19 protein-coding genes are annotated in these 15,107 nt (G+C 70.7%); 14 read left to right on the top strand and 5 right to left on the bottom strand.

Features of this window, described 5'->3' with window-relative positions; all coding sequences use genetic code 11:
- Positions 1 to 33 precede the first annotated feature (33 nt).
- Positions 34 to 831 carry a sporulation protein gene (locus tag B0I31_RS31205; protein ID WP_181320566.1) on the top strand — a complete coding sequence of 266 codons (798 nt, stop codon included), beginning with the start codon at positions 34 to 36 and terminating at the stop codon, positions 829 to 831.
- 152 nt (positions 832 to 983) lie between these two features.
- The gene (locus B0I31_RS31210; protein WP_106618975.1) at positions 984 to 1,256 is read left to right on the top strand and encodes a GlsB/YeaQ/YmgE family stress response membrane protein; all 273 of its coding nucleotides are present in this window, start codon (positions 984 to 986) and stop codon (positions 1,254 to 1,256) included.
- Between the two features lie 145 nt (positions 1,257 to 1,401).
- Here the strand turns inward: B0I31_RS31210 and B0I31_RS31215 are convergent, their stop codons facing one another.
- On the bottom strand, positions 1,402 to 1,947 hold the full coding sequence (locus tag B0I31_RS31215) for a TetR/AcrR family transcriptional regulator (protein WP_106619071.1): 546 nt from the start codon (positions 1,945 to 1,947) through the stop codon (positions 1,402 to 1,404).
- A gap of 165 nt (positions 1,948 to 2,112) precedes the next feature.
- Here B0I31_RS31215 and B0I31_RS31220 point away from each other — a divergent pair, with 165 nt between their 5' ends.
- From B0I31_RS31220 to B0I31_RS31255, 8 genes are all read left to right on the top strand, one after another.
- Positions 2,113 to 3,258, top strand: a complete 1,146-nt coding sequence (locus B0I31_RS31220; RefSeq protein ID WP_106618976.1) for an acyl-CoA dehydrogenase family protein — start codon at positions 2,113 to 2,115, stop codon at positions 3,256 to 3,258.
- A 19-nt stretch (positions 3,259 to 3,277) separates the two neighbouring features.
- Complete coding sequence (locus B0I31_RS31225) at positions 3,278 to 4,480, top strand: acetyl-CoA C-acetyltransferase (RefSeq protein ID WP_106618977.1); 1,203 nt, start codon at positions 3,278 to 3,280, stop codon at positions 4,478 to 4,480.
- A complete protein-coding gene (locus B0I31_RS31230) occupies positions 4,481 to 5,242 on the top strand; it encodes an SDR family NAD(P)-dependent oxidoreductase (RefSeq protein ID WP_106618978.1) in 762 nt (253 codons plus the stop codon). It begins immediately after the preceding gene.
- A gap of 98 nt (positions 5,243 to 5,340) precedes the next feature.
- Positions 5,341 to 6,534, top strand: coding sequence for a hypothetical protein (locus B0I31_RS31235; RefSeq protein ID WP_106618979.1), 1,194 nt, complete (start codon positions 5,341 to 5,343; stop codon positions 6,532 to 6,534).
- Positions 6,531 to 7,991 carry a substrate-binding and vWA domain-containing protein gene (locus tag B0I31_RS31240; protein ID WP_106618980.1) on the top strand — a complete coding sequence of 487 codons (1,461 nt, stop codon included), beginning with the start codon at positions 6,531 to 6,533 and terminating at the stop codon, positions 7,989 to 7,991. The genes B0I31_RS31235 and B0I31_RS31240 overlap by 4 nt, the downstream gene beginning before the upstream one ends.
- Entirely contained in the window at positions 7,978 to 8,733 is a 756-nt protein-coding gene (locus B0I31_RS31245; protein WP_106618981.1) for a hypothetical protein, read from the top strand. Before B0I31_RS31240 ends, B0I31_RS31245 begins: the two co-directional genes overlap by 14 nt.
- Before the next feature lie 22 nt (positions 8,734 to 8,755).
- Positions 8,756 to 9,343 (top strand): TetR/AcrR family transcriptional regulator, encoded by a 588-nt coding sequence (locus tag B0I31_RS31250; RefSeq protein WP_106618982.1) that lies wholly within the window; start codon positions 8,756 to 8,758, stop codon positions 9,341 to 9,343.
- Positions 9,340 to 9,903 (top strand): DinB family protein, encoded by a 564-nt coding sequence (locus tag B0I31_RS31255; RefSeq protein ID WP_106618983.1) that lies wholly within the window; start codon positions 9,340 to 9,342, stop codon positions 9,901 to 9,903. Before B0I31_RS31250 ends, B0I31_RS31255 begins: the two co-directional genes overlap by 4 nt.
- Before the next feature lie 120 nt (positions 9,904 to 10,023).
- Here the strand turns inward: B0I31_RS31255 and B0I31_RS31260 are convergent, their stop codons facing one another.
- Positions 10,024 to 10,479 carry a MaoC family dehydratase gene (locus tag B0I31_RS31260; RefSeq protein ID WP_106618984.1) on the bottom strand — a complete coding sequence of 152 codons (456 nt, stop codon included), beginning with the start codon at positions 10,477 to 10,479 and terminating at the stop codon, positions 10,024 to 10,026.
- 2 nt (positions 10,480 to 10,481) lie between these two features.
- On the bottom strand, positions 10,482 to 11,243 hold the full coding sequence (fabG, locus tag B0I31_RS31265; RefSeq protein ID WP_106618985.1) for a 3-oxoacyl-ACP reductase FabG: 762 nt from the start codon (positions 11,241 to 11,243) through the stop codon (positions 10,482 to 10,484).
- A 147-nt stretch (positions 11,244 to 11,390) separates the two neighbouring features.
- On the opposite strand from fabG, the gene B0I31_RS31270 reads away from it, so the two are divergent.
- Together B0I31_RS31270 and B0I31_RS31275 are read left to right on the top strand one after the other, a co-directional pair.
- Positions 11,391 to 12,185 carry an SDR family oxidoreductase gene (locus B0I31_RS31270; protein ID WP_106618986.1) on the top strand — a complete coding sequence of 265 codons (795 nt, stop codon included), beginning with the start codon at positions 11,391 to 11,393 and terminating at the stop codon, positions 12,183 to 12,185.
- Positions 12,186 to 12,190: 5 nt separating this feature from the next.
- Positions 12,191 to 13,144 carry a quinone oxidoreductase family protein gene (locus B0I31_RS31275; protein ID WP_106618987.1) on the top strand — a complete coding sequence of 318 codons (954 nt, stop codon included), beginning with the start codon at positions 12,191 to 12,193 and terminating at the stop codon, positions 13,142 to 13,144.
- 60 nt (positions 13,145 to 13,204) lie between these two features.
- Here B0I31_RS31275 and B0I31_RS31280 read toward each other — a convergent pair whose 3' ends face one another.
- Positions 13,205 to 13,417 carry a hypothetical protein gene (locus B0I31_RS31280; protein ID WP_106618988.1) on the bottom strand — a complete coding sequence of 71 codons (213 nt, stop codon included), beginning with the start codon at positions 13,415 to 13,417 and terminating at the stop codon, positions 13,205 to 13,207.
- Between B0I31_RS31280 and B0I31_RS31285 the strand changes: the two genes are divergently transcribed.
- Positions 13,401 to 13,922, top strand: a complete 522-nt coding sequence (locus B0I31_RS31285) for an XRE family transcriptional regulator (RefSeq protein ID WP_106618989.1) — start codon at positions 13,401 to 13,403, stop codon at positions 13,920 to 13,922. The two genes, B0I31_RS31280 and B0I31_RS31285, sit on opposite strands and share 17 nt — an antisense overlap.
- Positions 13,923 to 14,023: 101 nt before the next feature.
- Here the strand turns inward: B0I31_RS31285 and B0I31_RS31290 are convergent, their stop codons facing one another.
- On the bottom strand, positions 14,024 to 14,494 hold the full coding sequence (locus tag B0I31_RS31290) for a DUF6319 family protein (protein ID WP_219910882.1): 471 nt from the start codon (positions 14,492 to 14,494) through the stop codon (positions 14,024 to 14,026).
- A gap of 79 nt (positions 14,495 to 14,573) precedes the next feature.
- Between B0I31_RS31290 and B0I31_RS31295 the strand changes: the two genes are divergently transcribed.
- Positions 14,574 to 14,936, top strand: coding sequence for a DUF6401 family natural product biosynthesis protein (locus B0I31_RS31295; protein WP_106618991.1), 363 nt, complete (start codon positions 14,574 to 14,576; stop codon positions 14,934 to 14,936).
- Positions 14,937 to 15,107 lie beyond the last annotated feature (171 nt).

Genomic DNA, 15,107 nt, shown 5'->3' on the forward strand with positions numbered 1-15,107 from the left:
GCGTGACACAGAGCAGGCCAGGAGGCACCCACCGTGGTTTTCAAGAGGATGTTGCGCGCGTTCGGAGTCGGCGGTCCCTCGGTGGACACGGTGCTGGCCAACCCCAACGTGCGGCCGGGTGAGCCGGTCACCGGCGAGGTCCGCATCGCGGGCGGCGACCACGCCGCCGACATCGACCAGGTCAAGTTGTCGCTGGTCACCCGCGTCGAGGTGGAGAGCGGAGACAACGAGTACAACCGCAACACCGAGTTCGCCCAGGTCGTGGTGGGGCAGCGGATCGCCGTCGCGCCGGGGCAGAACCTGGTGCTGCCGTTCCAGTTCCCGGTGCCGTTCGAGACGCCGCTGACCGTCGTGCACGGCCGGCACCTGCACGGCATGACGATGGGCCTGCGCACGGAGCTGGAGGTGCGCGGCGCCGTCGACCCCGGCGACCTCGACCCGGTGGCCGTGCACCCGACGCGGTCGCAGGAGCACGTGCTCAACGCGTTCGGCGCGCTCGGGTTCCGCTTCCAGCGGGCCGACAACGAGGCCGGGCGCATCCACGGCGTGCCGCAGCAGCTGCCGTTCTACCAGGAGATCGAGTTCCTGCCGCCGGGGCAGTTCCTGGGCAAGATCGCCCAGCTGGAGCTGACCTTCGTGACCGACCCGCACCGGCTGTTCGTGGTGCTGGAGGCGGACCGCCGCGGCGGGCTGTTCCGGGCGGGCGGCGACTCGTTCGGGCACTTCGCCATGTCGCACGATGAGGTGATCCGCACGGACTGGGCGGCGCTGCTGCACCAGTGGATGGACCAGGTCTCCGGCAGGCGATCTTCCCACGGTTTCGGCCACTAGGACGGTCGCCGCGGAGGTCACCGGTCGGTGGGTCGCCCACCGGCCGGGCCGCCGCTGGCGCTGCGGCCGGCGCGTTCGGTGGGGATGATGACGAAGAGGCCCTCGACGAGGTCGGGGACTTCTTCGAAGGCGACTAACCGGCAGGAGGCATCGTGGGCATCGGCGGTGTGATCAGCGCTCTGATCGTGGGTCTCATCATCGGCTTGCTCGGCAAGCTCATCGCGCCGGGCAAGCAGGCCATCCCCATCTGGCTGACGATCATCGTCGGCATCGTGGCGGCGTTCCTGGGCACGTTCGTCGCCCGGGCGCTCGGCGTGGAGGACACGCCCGGCATCGACTGGATCGAGATCATCGTGCAGGTGATCATCGCCGCCATCGGCGTCAGCCTCGTCGCAGGGTTCTACGGCAAGAAATCCGTCCGCTGACCCACCTCACCGCCCTCCACCCGCGCGTGTCCTACGTTCCGGTACCCCATGTTGAACACTCGGGACGGCCGACCGCCGTTCTGAACGTTCAACATGGGCGTTCTGAACGTAGGACACGCGTGACGCGAACGTAGGACACGCGCGGTCAGGTGGGGGTGCCCACCATGCGCAGGACCAGGTCGGCGTAGAGGTCGCCGATCTCGGTGGGGGTGCGGCGGCCGGACGGCTGGTACCAGCGGGCCACGTCGATGCACAGCGAGAGCACCGCCAGGGTCGCCCCGCGCACGTCGGGCACGTCGAACACGCCCGCCCGCACGCCCTCGGTGATCATGTCGCGCACGGCCGCCTCGATGCGCCGCCGCAGCTCCACCACCTCGGCCAGGTGCTCCGGCGTCAACGCGCTCAACTCGTACTGAACGACCCGCGCCGTCGTGTGGTACTCCGCGTGCCACGACGCGAACGCCCGCACGGCCGCCGCCAGCCGCTCCACGGGGTCCACCTCGGACACACCGGTCAGCACCGACAGCGACGTGGCGTGCCCGATCCGCGAGATCTGGAACAGCAGTTCCTCTTTGGACCGGTAGTGGATGTAGACCGCGGCCGGTGACATGCCCGCCTGCGCCGCGATGTCCCGGGTCGTCGTCGCGTGGTACCCGCGCACCGAGAACGCGGCGGCGGCCGCGATCAGCATCCGGCGGGCCGCCGGCGGCGTCACGGACGACCACGTCTCATCCAGGAGCGCGAACTCACCACTGGTCGTCGTCACAGTCGACCCTCCTTGACACGAACCCGAACGATACCGCAGGCTAAGCACACGCTTAGACCTAAGCAACCGCTTAGTATGGAGGATGCGAGAGTGCGCCGCACGCTGTTCGAACCCGACCACGAAGCGTTCCGCGAGACCGCGCAGGCGTTCTGCGACCGCACCCTCCGCCCGAACTACGAGCGGTTCGTCGAGCAGCGCCACATCGACCGCGACGTGTGGCTCGAAGCGGGCAAGCAGGGCCTGCTCGGCCTGGAGGTCCCCGAGGAGTACGGCGGCAGCGGCGCGAACGACTACCGGTTCAACGCCGTGCTCGGCGAGGAGCTGTCCAAGGTCAGCGCCGGCATGTCGTCCTGCCTGGGCATCCACGGCGACGTCGTCGCCCCCTACCTGGTCGACCTGTGCACCGAGGAGCAGAAGCAGCGCTGGCTGCCCCGGTTCTGCTCGGGCGAGATGACGACCGGCATCGGCATGACCGAGCCCTCCGGCGGCTCCGACCTCGCCGCGCTCAAGAGCAACGCCGTGAAGCAAGGCGACGACTGGGTCCTCAACGGCTCCAAGACCTTCATCACCAACGGCTTCTCCGCCGACATGATCGTGGTCGCCGCGCGCACCAGCCCGGAGAAGAAGGCCAGGGGCATCACCCTGTTCGCCGTCGAGACCGGCATGAAGGGCTTCCAGCGCGGCCGCAAGCTCGACAAGGTCGGCCAACCCGAGTCCGACACCGCCGAGCTGTTCTTCGAGGACGTGCGCGTGCCGCAGGAAAACGTGATCGGCGAGGTCGACCAAGGCTTCATCTACATGATGGAACGCCTGCCGCAGGAACGCCTCGGCGGTGCGATCTCCAACCTGGCCCACGCCAAGCAGATCCTGCTCGAGACGATCGAGTACACCAAGGAGCGCAAGGCGTTCGGCCAGTCCATCGGCTCGTTCCAGCACAACAAGTTCACCCTCGCCGAGCTGGTCACCAAGATCGACATCACGCAGGCGTTCCTGGACCAGTGCACCGACGCGCACACCCGCCGCGAGCTGACCGCCGTGGACGCGGCGAAGGCGAAGTGGTGGAGCGCGGACGTGCAGAACGACGTCATCGACGCGTGCGTGCAGCTGCACGGCGGCTACGGCTACATGACCGAGTACCGCGTGGCCCGCGCCTGGATGGACGCCCGGGTGACCCGGATCTGGGCCGGCTCCAACGAGATCATGAAGGAACTCATCGGCCGCGACCTCGGCCTCTAGGACTGCAGGAGACACCGCCATGCCCGAGGCTGTCATCGTCGCCACCTCGCGTTCCCCGATCGGTCGGGCGCGCAAGGGTTCCCTGGTCGACCTGCGCCCCGACGACCTGGCCGCGCAGATCGTCGGCGCCGCGCTGGACCAGGTGCCGGAGCTGGACCGCGGCGAGATCACCGACCTGCACCTGGGTTGTGCCGAGCCGCAGGACGAGCACGGCCAGAACGTGGCCCGCCGCATCGCCGTCCAGCTCGGCCTGGACACCCTGCCCGGCACCACGGTCAACCGGTTCTGCGCCTCGTCGGTGCAGACCGCCCGCATGGCCTTCCACGCGATCAAGGCGGGCGAGGGCCACGCGTTCGTCAGCGCCGGGGTGGAGTGCGTCTCCCGCTACCGGCACGGTGACCCGCACTTCAACCCGCTGTTCGACGCCGCGCGCGAACGCACCCAGCGCACCGCCGAGACCAACGAGCCGTGGCACGACCCGCGCGAGGACGGCTTGCTGCCCGACTACTACATCGCGATGGGCCAGACCGCCGAGAACGTGGCCACGGCGCTCGGCATCAGCCGCCGCGACCAGGACGAGTTCGGCGTCCGCTCGCACAACCTCGCCGAGAAGGCCATCGCGGACGGCTTCTTCGCCCGCGAGATCACCCCGGTCACCCTCCCGGACGGCACGGTCGTCTCCACCGACGACGGTCCGCGCCAGGGTGTCACCTACGAAGCAGTGTCGGCGCTCAACCCGTCGTTCCGTCCACAAGGGACCGTCACGCCCGGCAACTGCTGCCCGCTCAACGACGGCGCGGCTGCCGTGGTCGTCATGAGCGACACCAGGGCGAAGGAACTGGGCCTGACCCCGTTGGCGCGCATCGTGTCCACCGGCGTGTCCGGACTCTCGCCGGAGATCATGGGCCTCGGCCCGGTCGACGCCACGAAGCAGGCGCTGGCGCACGCGAACCTGACCATCGGCGACATCGACCTGGTCGAGATCAACGAGGCGTTCGCGGTGCAGGTGCTGGGCAGCCAGCGCGCGCTCGGCATCGACATGGACAAGCTGAACGTGCACGGCGGCGCGATCGCGCTCGGCCACCCGTTCGGGTCCACCGGCGCCCGCATCATGACCACCCTGATCAACGGGATGCGCGCCCGTGACGCGCAGTTCGGCCTGGAGACCATGTGCGTCGGCGGCGGTCAGGGCATGGCGATCATCCTGGAGAGGTTGAGCTGAATGGGAATCCTGGACAAGTTCCGGCTGGACGGGCAGGTCGCGATCGTCACCGGCGCGTCGTCCGGCTTGGGCGTGGCGTTCGCCAAGGGCCTCGCCGAGGCCGGTGCGGACGTGGTGCTCGCCGCACGGCGGGTGGAACGGCTCAAGGACACCGCGCAGCTGGTGGAGAGCACCGGTCGGCGCGCGCTGATCGTGCAGGCGGACGTGGCGCAGCCGGACGACTGCCGTGAGGTGGCCCGTGCGGCGGCGGAGTTCGGCCCGGTGCACGTGCTGGTGAACAACGCGGGTGTGGCGTCGGCGGTGCCCGCGTCCCGGGAGACGCCCGAGCAGTTCCTCGGCGTCATGGACGTCAACCTCAACGGCACCTACTGGATGGCGCAGGCGGCGGCGGCCGTGATGACCGGCGGCGGGTCGATCATCAACATCTCCAGCGTGCTCGGCCTGGTCTCCGGCGGGCTGCCGCAGGCCGCGTACTCGGCGTCGAAGGCGGGCGTGATCGGCCTGACCCGCGACCTGGCGCAGCAGTGGACCGGCCGCAAGGGCATCCGGGTCAACGCGATCGCGCCCGGCTACTTCGCCTCCGAGATGACCGACCAGTACCCCGAGGGCTACCTCGAAGCGCACATCTCGAAGCTGCCGATGGGCCGGGTGGGCGACCCGGAGGAACTGGCGGCGGCAGTCGTGTTCCTGGCGTCGGCGGCGGGCGGCTACACCACCGGCCAGACGTTCGTGGTCGACGGCGGCGTCACGATCGGCAGCTGATCGTCCATGGGTGGAATTCCCGACTTGTGACCCACCGCGGCGGCGCGGCGATCTAGCCTGGCGTTCAGGGGAGATCGCCGTCCGCACGGGGGAGTTCCGTGGTCGCGAAGAGCTCGACCGAAGAACCAGGCTTCACCATCCTCGAACCGCCGCGGTCGGTGTTCCGGCGCAAGCGCTTCCTGCTGCCGTTCGGCGTATCGGCGGGCATCGCGCTGGTCGGGGTGGTCGCGCTGTTCGCGTCCGGCACGGTGGCGCTGCCGTTCCAGCGGATCACCGTGGTCAGCGCCATGATGGCGTCCAAGTCGGTGTACTTCCAGGACCCCGAGGTCCGCCGGATCCTGATGGCCAACGGCGTCGACGTGCGGGTCACCGACTCGGGCGGGTCGCGGGAGATCGCGCGGGACCGGCAGGACCGGGTCCGCGAGTACGACTTCGTGATGCCGTCCGGGCAGGCCGCGGGCGAGCTGATCCGGGACCGCTTCGGCGGCCGGGTGTTCTTCCCGTTCGCCAGCCCGCTCGTGCTGGGCGCGTTCAAGGAGTACGCGCAGGCGCTGGAGGCCGAAGGCGTGGCGCGGGCGCAGGCGGACGGGCTCTACTACACCCTCGACCTGGCCGCGTTCGTCAAGCTCTCCCTGCCCGACGACGGGAGCCGGGCGAAGACCTGGAACCAGCTCGAGCAGCCGGTCGACAACCGCAACCAGATCGTCGCCCAGTCGCCCAACCCGTGCGACTCCTACTCGGGCTCGGCCTGGATGGGCCTGGTCGCGTTCGCCGTCAACGGCTCCGTTCCCCCGACCGAGCAGGACGCGTCCGCCGTCGCGGCGAAGATCAAGCCGGTGTTCGAGATCGAAGGGCTGCACGGCTCCGGCATCGGCACCACGTTCTTCCACCCGGACGGCCGCACCACGGCACCGGTCGGCGTCATGTACGAGCACCAGTTCATGGCCTACCAGCTCGCCGAGGTGGCGAAGAAGGGCAGGCCCGACCGGGAACGGGTGCTGCTCTACCCGGACGCGCACCACCGCACCGAGCCGTGGCTGATCGCGTTCAGCCCGGCGGGCGAACGGGTCGGCGAGCTGGTGCGCGGCCACCCCGACCTGCGTCGACGCGCCCTGGAGCTGGGCTTCCGGCTGGACAACGAGGAGTCGACCGCGCTCAACGAGCTGCTGCGGGAACGCGGGCTGCCCGAGCCGGTGCTCAGCCGCACGGAGGGCTTCCTGCCCAAGCCCCCCGAGCTGGAGAAGATGATCAAGGAGGTCGGTCGCTGCCCGGAGATCCGGGTGCCGATATGAGGTGGGCCGCCCTGCTCCTGGTGGTGGCCGCCCTGGCCGCCTGCACGTCCGAGAAGCCCGAGCGGGTCACGGTGACCGTGCTGGCCAGTTCGGAACTGGCGGACCTGCACGACGTGCTCGCCGACCTGCGCCGTGACACCGGGGTCGAGCTGAAGCTGGACCACCGCGGCACCGTGCGGGCGAGCGAGGACCTGGCCGCCGGCGTGGACCACGACCTGGCCTGGCTGTCCACGAACCGGTACCTCAAGCTCAAGGGCGTCGACCTGCCGCCGTCCTCGCCCACGATGCTCTCGCCGCTGGTGCTGGGCGTGAAGCGGGGCAAGGCGGGAGGGCTGCGGGACGTGTCGTGGGCCGACGTGGCGAGCCGCGCGGCGGCGGGGGAGCTGCGGTTCGGCATGGCCGACCCGAGGGTGTCGGGCAGCGGGATGGCGGCGTTGATCGGGGTGGCCACGGCCGCCGCGGGCACGGGTGCGGCGTTGCGGGCGGAGGACGTGACCTGCGACAAGCTCCAGGGCTTCCTGACCGGACGGGTGTTCGGCGCACCGGGCGCGGCCGAGGTCGCCGACGAGTACGTGGCGCGGCAGGACGAGGTGGACGCCGTGGTCGCGTACGAGTCGACCGTGCTGTCGCTGAACGCGTCCGGGCAGCTGCGCGAGCCGTTGGAGGTCGTGTACCCGCGGGACGGGATCGTGCTGTCGGACTACCCGTTGATGCTGCTCAAGCCGGACAAGCGGGCCGCCTACGACCGGGTCGTGCAGTGGCTGCGCACGCCGTCCGCCCAGCGCTCGATCATGGAGCGCACGCACCGCAGGCCGGTGGACCCGCAGGTCGAGCGCACGGACGGGCTGCGCGAGCCGATCGGCACGGGGCTGTACTTCCCCGGCACGCAGCAGGTCGTGGACACCCTGCTCGCCGCCTACGACCGGGCCGGTCAGGCGGGCCGGGTGGTGTTCGTGCTGGACCACTCGACGTCCATGGCGGGTGCGCGGATCGCCGGGCTGCGGGAGGCGTTCGCGACGTTGAGCCGGGCGGGCGGGTTCGACCGGTTCCGGGTGGGGGAGACGGTCGTGCTGGTGCGGTTCGCGGGCAGCGTGCTGGAGGAGCGCACCGTCGTGATCAGGAGTGCCGCCGACCTGGAGTCGCTGGCCACCGCGTTGACGACGGCCGAGCTGTCCGAGACCGGCACCGCGATCTGGTCGGCGCTGGACCACGCCTACCGGGTCGTCGGCGACGGCACGGTGGTGCTGATGACCGACGGCGAGAACAACGCGGGGATGAGCGCGGACGGGTTCCTGGCCGCTTGGCCGGCCCCACCGGCGCGCACGTACGCGATCCGGTTCGGCGAGGCCGACCCGGTGGAGCTGGACCGGGTGGCGCGGGCGACCGGCGGGCGCGTGGTGGACGCGGGCTCGGGGTCGCTGCTGGAGGCGGTGAAGGAGATCCGTGGCTGTCGATAGAGCGCTGTGGTGGTCGGTGTGGTGGCCGTGGGCGGTGGTGTGGCTGGTGACCGTGCTGGCGGTGGTCGCCACCATCGGGGTCACGGTGTGGGCGTGGCGGTCGCGGCACCGGTTCGCACCGGCCCGCGAGGTGCCCGGGCTGACCATCTACCTGCACGAGAAGTCCGTGATGGACCTCTACCAGGTCGGGGGGTTCGGCGACGCAATGGCCAAGGAGGTCGTGGACCGGGTCGGCGTCACCAAGGACGGCAAGATCGCGTTGCGGGGCCTGGACCTGGGCGTGGAGGGCGTGCGGACGTCCGGGCGCGAGGTGGTGAAGACCTACATCGAGCAGTACGAGCCGATCGCCGTGGTCGGCCTGCTGCTCGACGCGCTGGAGTCCGCGTCCGCGGTCGTGCACGTCGACCTGGGCGACCTGACCGTGCTGCGGAACACGGCGCTGGAACAGCGCGCGCAGACGCCCGACGTGGTGCGACTGCGGCGGCTGGACGCGTACGTGTCGGTGAAGGGCGTGTTCCGGGTGGTGTCGGACGGTGACGGCACGACGGTGTTCCTGGCGCCGTTCGGCGACCCGGACGACCCCGAGGACGGGCCGCAGGTGCGGGTCGAGTGCTACCACTCGGGGCTGCGCGACGACGTCGTGCCCGAGGGCGGGTTCCGGGCGCAGTGCCTGGGCCGGGTGCAGGCGTGGAAGGCGGACTCCCGGGAGCTGGTGATCCGGCCGATCGCCATGTTCCAGTGATCGGGCGTGCGATGCTTGGCCCATGGCATCGGTACCGGAGCGGCTGATCGACGCCGCGACGCGGTTGTTCGCCGCCAAGGGCTTCGACCGGGTCGCGGTGCAGGACATCGTGGACCTGGCGGGCGTCACCAAGGGCGCCATGTACCACTACTTCGGGTCCAAGGACGACCTGCTGCACGAGATCTACGGCAGCCTGCTGCGGATGCAGACCGAGCGCCTGGACCACTTCGCGTCCGGGTCCGCGCCGGTGGCCGAGCGGTTGCACGCGGCGGCGGTGGACGTGGTCGTCACGTCGGTGGACAACTTCGACCAGGCCAAGGTGTACTTCCGCTCGGCCGACCACCTGGCCGAGGACAAGCGGCGGGAGATGCGCGCGGAACGGCGGCGCTACCACGAGCGCTTCCGGTCGCTGGTCGAGGAGGGGCAGGCCTCGGGCGTGTTCCGCACCGACGTGCCCGCGGACCTGACCGTGCACTACTTCTTCGGCACGGTGCACCACCTGGGCCAGTGGTACAGCGCGGACGGTCCGCTGTCGGCCAAGCAGGTCGGCCGGCACTTCGCCGACCTGCTGCTGGCGTCCCTGCGCCCCGTTCCGGAGGACTCACCGTGAAGTCCGACCTGCACCGCTACCTGCGCGCGGCCCGCGAGGCGCTGCTGTGGAAGCTGGAGGGCCTGTCGCCCTACGACGTGCGCCGCCCGTTGACGCCGACCGGTACGAACCTGCTGGGCCTGGTCAAGCACCTGGCCGCGATGGAGGTCGGCTACTTCGCCGACACGTTCGGCCGCCCGTTCCCCGAGCGGTTCGAGTGGATGGGCGAGGACGCCGAGCCCAACGCGGACATGTGGGCGACGGCCGAGGAGTCCCGTGAGGACGTCGTCGGCCTCTACCGCCGTGCGTGCGAGCACGCCGACGAGACGATCGAGGCGCTGGACCTGGACGCGCCGGGCACCGTGCCGTGGTGGTCGGAGGAGCGCAGGTCGGTCACCCTGCACCTGGTCCTGGTGCACATGATCGCGGAGACGAACCGGCACGCGGGCCACGCCGACATCGTCCGCGAGCTGGTCGACGGCGCGGCCGGCTTGCGCCAGGACAACGACAACCTGCCCGCGATGGACTGGGACGCCTACCGCGCCGAACTGGAACGCGTCGCCCGTGAGGCTCAGGACTGAGCCCTCCACAGCCGCCGTCGTTGTCCACAGCCCGCCGCTGCGCGCCCGGGCTTCGTCGGTGCCGTGTGGCAGGGTAAAAGCAGGGGTCCCCTTGGCGGGGACCCCTGCGGAGCGAGGGAGTCAGGCCGGCACGAGCAGGACCACGGTCTCCGCCACGCACGCGGGCTTCGGGTTGCCCTCGATCTCGACGGTCACCTTCACCACCGCCTGCTTGCCCTGCGCCACGTCCGTGACCTCGGCCAGCTCGGCACCGGCCCGGACCCGCGAGCCGACGGTCACCGGGCTCGGGAAGCGCACCTTGTTCAGCCCGTAGTTCACGCCCATCGCCAGGCCCTGCACCGTGTAGATGTCCCGGACCAGCAGCGGGATCAGCGACAGCGTCAGGTAGCCGTGCGCGACCGGCGCGCCGAACGGCCCGGCGGCGGCCTTCTCCAGGTCCACGTGGATCCACTGGTGGTCGCCCGTGGCGTCGGCGAACAGGTTGATCTCGGCCTGCGTGATCTCGTGCCACTCGCCGTGGCCGAGGTGCTCGCCCTTGGCCGCTGCCAGCTCGTCGAGGTTCGCGAATACCCGCATCGTCAGTCCTTCGGTCCGCCGGCGACGTAGACGACCTGACCGGACACGAACCCGGCACCCTCGCTGACCAGGAACGACGCCGTGTGCGCGATGTCCTCGGGCGTGCCGACGCGCTGCACGGGGATCGCCGCCGCCGCACCCTTCTTGAACTCCTCGAAGTCGACGCCGACGCGGGCCGCCGTCGCGGCGGTCATGTCGGTCGCGATGAACCCCGGCGCGATCGCGTTCACCGTGACGCCGAACTTGCCCAGCTCGATCGCCAACGTCTTGGTGAACCCCTGCAGGCCCGCCTTGGCCGCCGAGTAGTTCGCCTGGCCGCGGTTGCCCAGCGCCGACGTGCTGGACAGGTTGACGATCCGGCCCCACTTCGCCTCGGTCTGGAACTTCTGCACCGCCCGGCTCATCAGGAACGACCCGCGCAGGTGGACGTTGATCACCGCGTCCCAGTCGTCGTCGGTCATCTTGAACAGCAGGTTGTCCCGCAGGATGCCCGCGTTGTTGACCAGGACGGTCGGCGCGCCGAGCTCGTCGGCGACCCGCTGCACGGCCGCCTCGACCGCCGCGCTGTCGCTGACGTCGACACCCACCGCGATCGCGGTCCCGCCCGAGGCCTTGATCTTCTCCACCGCCTCGGCGCAGCTGCCCTCGTCGAGGTCGAGCAGCGCGACGGCCATGCCGTCCTGCGCGAGCCGCGTGGCAACGGCGGCGCCGATGCCCCGTGCGGCACCGGTGACGATGGCCACCCGTGCGTCCGTCTCGGCCACGGTCAATCCTCCTTGATCTGCGGGCCTAAGCAACCGCTTAGTAACGTACCTGGCGACGTCGCCTTGACGCCAGGGCGAGTCAGGAGAACCATACCGACTGGTCGGAATGTGCGCCGGCACGCCGGCAGCGGAAAGTCAGGAGGCGCGGTGGAGTTCTCGGGCAAGGTCGCACTGGTCACCGGTGCCGCGAACGGCATCGGCGCGGGGGTGGCGCGGCGACTGGCCGCCGCGGGCGCGTCCGTCGTCGTCGCCGACGTGGACGACGTGCGGGGCGAAGCCGTGGCCGACGAGGTGGGCGGCGTGTTCGCGCACTGCGACGTGCGCGACCCCCGGCACAGCGAGGCGGCGGTCGCGACGGCGGTGGAGCGGTTCGGCGGCCTCGACATCGCCGTGCTGAACGCGGGCATCGCCACCGGGTTCGGCCTGGGTGACGACTTCGACGTGGAGCGGTACCGCACGGTCATGGGCATCAACCTCGACGGCGTCGTGTACGGCGTGCACGCGGCGCTGCCCGAGCTGCGCAAGCGCGGCGGCGGGCACATCGTCGCCACCGCGAGCATGGCAGGCCTGATGGCGATGCCCATGGACCCCCTCTACGGCGCGAACAAGGCCGCCGTCGTCGGCCTGGTCCGCGGCCTGGGCCCGGTGGCCGCCGCGGACGGCGTCACCGTCAACGCCGTGTGCCCGTCGTTCGCCGACACCTCGATCATCACCGACATCAAGTCGGCCTTGGAGTCGGCGGGGATGCCGGTGATGAGCGTGGACGACGTGGTCGACGCGTTCGTCTCCGTGTTGCGCGACGGCAAACCGGGTGAATGCTGGTTCGTGCAGGCCGGACGCCCCAGCGCGCCGTTCACCTTCCCCAACCCGCCCGGCCCGCGCACCGCCACCGGCGAACGCGTCAAGCTCGACCACGACCCGCTGATCACCGAGGAGAACTGACACCCGTGCGCGCCATCCAGATCACCGAGTTCGGCGGACCCGAGGTCCTCACCGAGGTCGAGCTGCCCGATCCCGTCGCGGGGCCGGGCGAACTGCTCGTCGACGTCAGCCGCGCGGGCCTGAACTACGCCGACACCCACCAGGCCGAGAACTCCTACCTGTCGAAGATGGAGCTGCCGCTGGTGCCCGGCGGCGAGGTCGTCGGCACGGCCGGTGACCGGCGCGTGGTCGGCCTGACCAACTTCGGCGGGTACGCGGAGAAGGCCGTGGTGCCCGAGGCGACCGCGTTCGACGTGCCGGACGGCGTGGACGACCTGACCGCGTTGAGCCTGGTCGTGCAGGGTGCGACGGCTTGGCTGCTGCTGCGCCGCAGTGCCCACCTGGAGCCGGGCGAGAGCGTCGTCGTCCACGCGGCCGCCGGCGGGGTCGGTTCGCTGGCCGTGCAGCTGGCGAAGAAGTGGGGCGCCGGCCGCGTCATCGCTACCGCGAGCAGTGAGGACAAGCGCAAGCTCGCGCTCGACCTGGGCGCCGACGTCGCCGTGGACTCGACCGCCGAGAACATGACCGAGGTGCTGCGCGAGGCCAACGGTGGACGCCGCGTCGACATCGTCCTGGACATGACCGGCGGCGCCGTGACCGACCAGAGCATCGCCGCCCTCGCCCCGTTCGGCCGACTGGCGTTCTACGGAATGGCCAGTCGGGAACAACCGACCCCGGTCGCCCCCGGCCGCCTGCTGGTCGGGTCGAAGACGATCGCGGGCATGTGGCTGCCCCACGCGTTCAAGCTCCCGGGCCGCGTCGTGCACCGGGCGATGGGGGAGCTGTTCGACCTGGTCCTGTCGGGCGACCTGCGCGCCGTACCGGGCGGCGAGTACGGCCTGTCCGAGGTCCGACAGGCACATGAGGACCTGCGTGCCCGCCGAACCACCGGAAAACTCGTCCTGGACCCGTCACGCTGACGCACCGCACCGCGGGAGCCCTCACCGTTCCGCCGGTGAGGGCTCCGTCGCGTGCGTCGATCAGTCGAGGGTGAACGCCCCGGCCACCCGGCGCAGCTCCGGGATCCTGGTGCTGAGCAGCCAGAAGAACTTCTCCGCCGCGTCGGGGGTCAGCGCGACAGTCGCCGCCGTGCCGAAGCTGACTTCGTAGTCGCCGTCAGCCGTGATGGATACGCTGGAAGTGGTAGCGGCGTACGAACGAGCATCCGGGGTCGGCGTGTACCGAGCGGACACCAACCACCCGAGACTGCGGAAGATCGAAAGCCCCGAACACTTGCAGCACATTCAGCAGGCCGTGGAGAGCGGCGATTCGGACATCTTCGCCCAGGGACCGACGTCCAGTTCCATCGACGCGGCCGTGGCTCCCGTGCCGGGATCGGATGCGATCGGGCATTTCCGGCGGTGGGCCGTCAGCGGAGAGACGTCGACGCTGCGGGCCAACGCGGTCAGCATCCTGGGGTTCCTGCCGGGCAGGGAGAACGCCGACGTCGTGGTCAGCGTGCTGGAGACTGACGCCGTCGTGCGGCGGCTGTGCCTGGCGTCGGAGGTGTCCCGGCTGACTCAGTGCGCCTGGGACGTCGCCCTCGCGGTCGCGGACGACCCTGCCGGTGCACCGGAACCCCGGCGGCTCGCGACCAAGTTGGCCAAGGAAGCCGTCGACCCGAAGGACACCGAGGCGCGCTGGTGCGCGGGTTACCTTCTCCAACGCATGGCCGTCGTTCTCGGTCCGGAAAGCTGAGTCGCGCGCCAGGGATTGCGGGTGGTGCTCGGCCCGTCACCGGGACGCTTCGCGGAACGGGCGCCGCCGTGAGCGTGCACGACGGCCCCCGCTCCGGTGGTTCAGTCGCTCAGCTCGGCCAGCGCGGCCTTGACCTTCGCCAGCTCGGCCTCCAGCTCCTCCATCCGCGTGCGGTGCTGGGTGCGAGCTGCCTCGATGACCTCGTCGATGCCGCCTGCGATGTCGTCGTGCAGCTCCTTGGCCGCCCGCGACACCGCCGCGGCCGAGATCTGGAGACCCTGCACGACCCGCTTGGTGCCGTGCACGAGGTCCGCCTGCCACTCGCCGTCGGCGGTCCCGGTGACGGTCAGCGTCAGCTCGACCGTGCGGGTCTTCTTGGCCGTCGACTTGGGCCGCTTCACGGGCTTGGCCTCGGCCTCCGCGGGCTTGGCCTCGGCTTCTGCGGCCTGCTCTGCCTGTGCCACGGGTGCGACCTCCTGCTGCACGGGTGCGGCGGGCGCCTCGGCGTCCACCGTCTCTTCCTGCTCCACGAGCGTGTCCGCCTGCACGTTCTCGTCGTCCTCTCTGCGCATCCGGCTCGACCCGGCGTGATCATAGAACACGTGTTCGATGGTGGGTCGATTGCCCCGCACAGCGTAGGGTGTCGGCCTTGTGAGCGGTTGGAGGGACTTCTCCGCTCGCCGGTTCTTGGACCGGTTGAGCGACGAACTCGGTCTTGCGGCGGTGCTGGCGCCTGGCGTCCTGGCGCCCGGGGTGCTGGCGGCGATCGACCAGCACGGTGCAGCGGTGCGCGACATCCTCGCGTTCGGCGTGCCCGCGGCGGCGGTGGCCGGTGCGGTGGCGGCCGGTGCGGTGGTGCTGGCCGGGTACGCCAAGGGTGTGCTGGACGAGGCCAAGGCGCAGGGCTGGGACCTGCCCGCGATCGTGGACTGGGCGAACGCGGACTGGCTCACGTTGAGACTCGTCGCCGTCTGCCACCTGGCCCGGCGTGACGAACCGGCTCTCGAGGGCTAGCGGCCTTCAGAGATCAAAAGCATGTCCTCGCCCGACGACTTCCGGCGAAGACATGATCTTTCACCCCCGAGGCCCTGCGGCCAGCCGGTGAGGCCCCGCGGCCAGCCGATGAGTTGTCCACAGGCCCGCGCCGGCGGCTCGTTCTTGTCGGTGCCCGCCGGCAGAATAAAA

Origin of the sequence: Saccharothrix carnea, assembly GCF_003014735.1 — a bacterium.
Classification (GTDB): domain Bacteria; phylum Actinomycetota; class Actinomycetes; order Mycobacteriales; family Pseudonocardiaceae; genus Actinosynnema; species Actinosynnema carneum.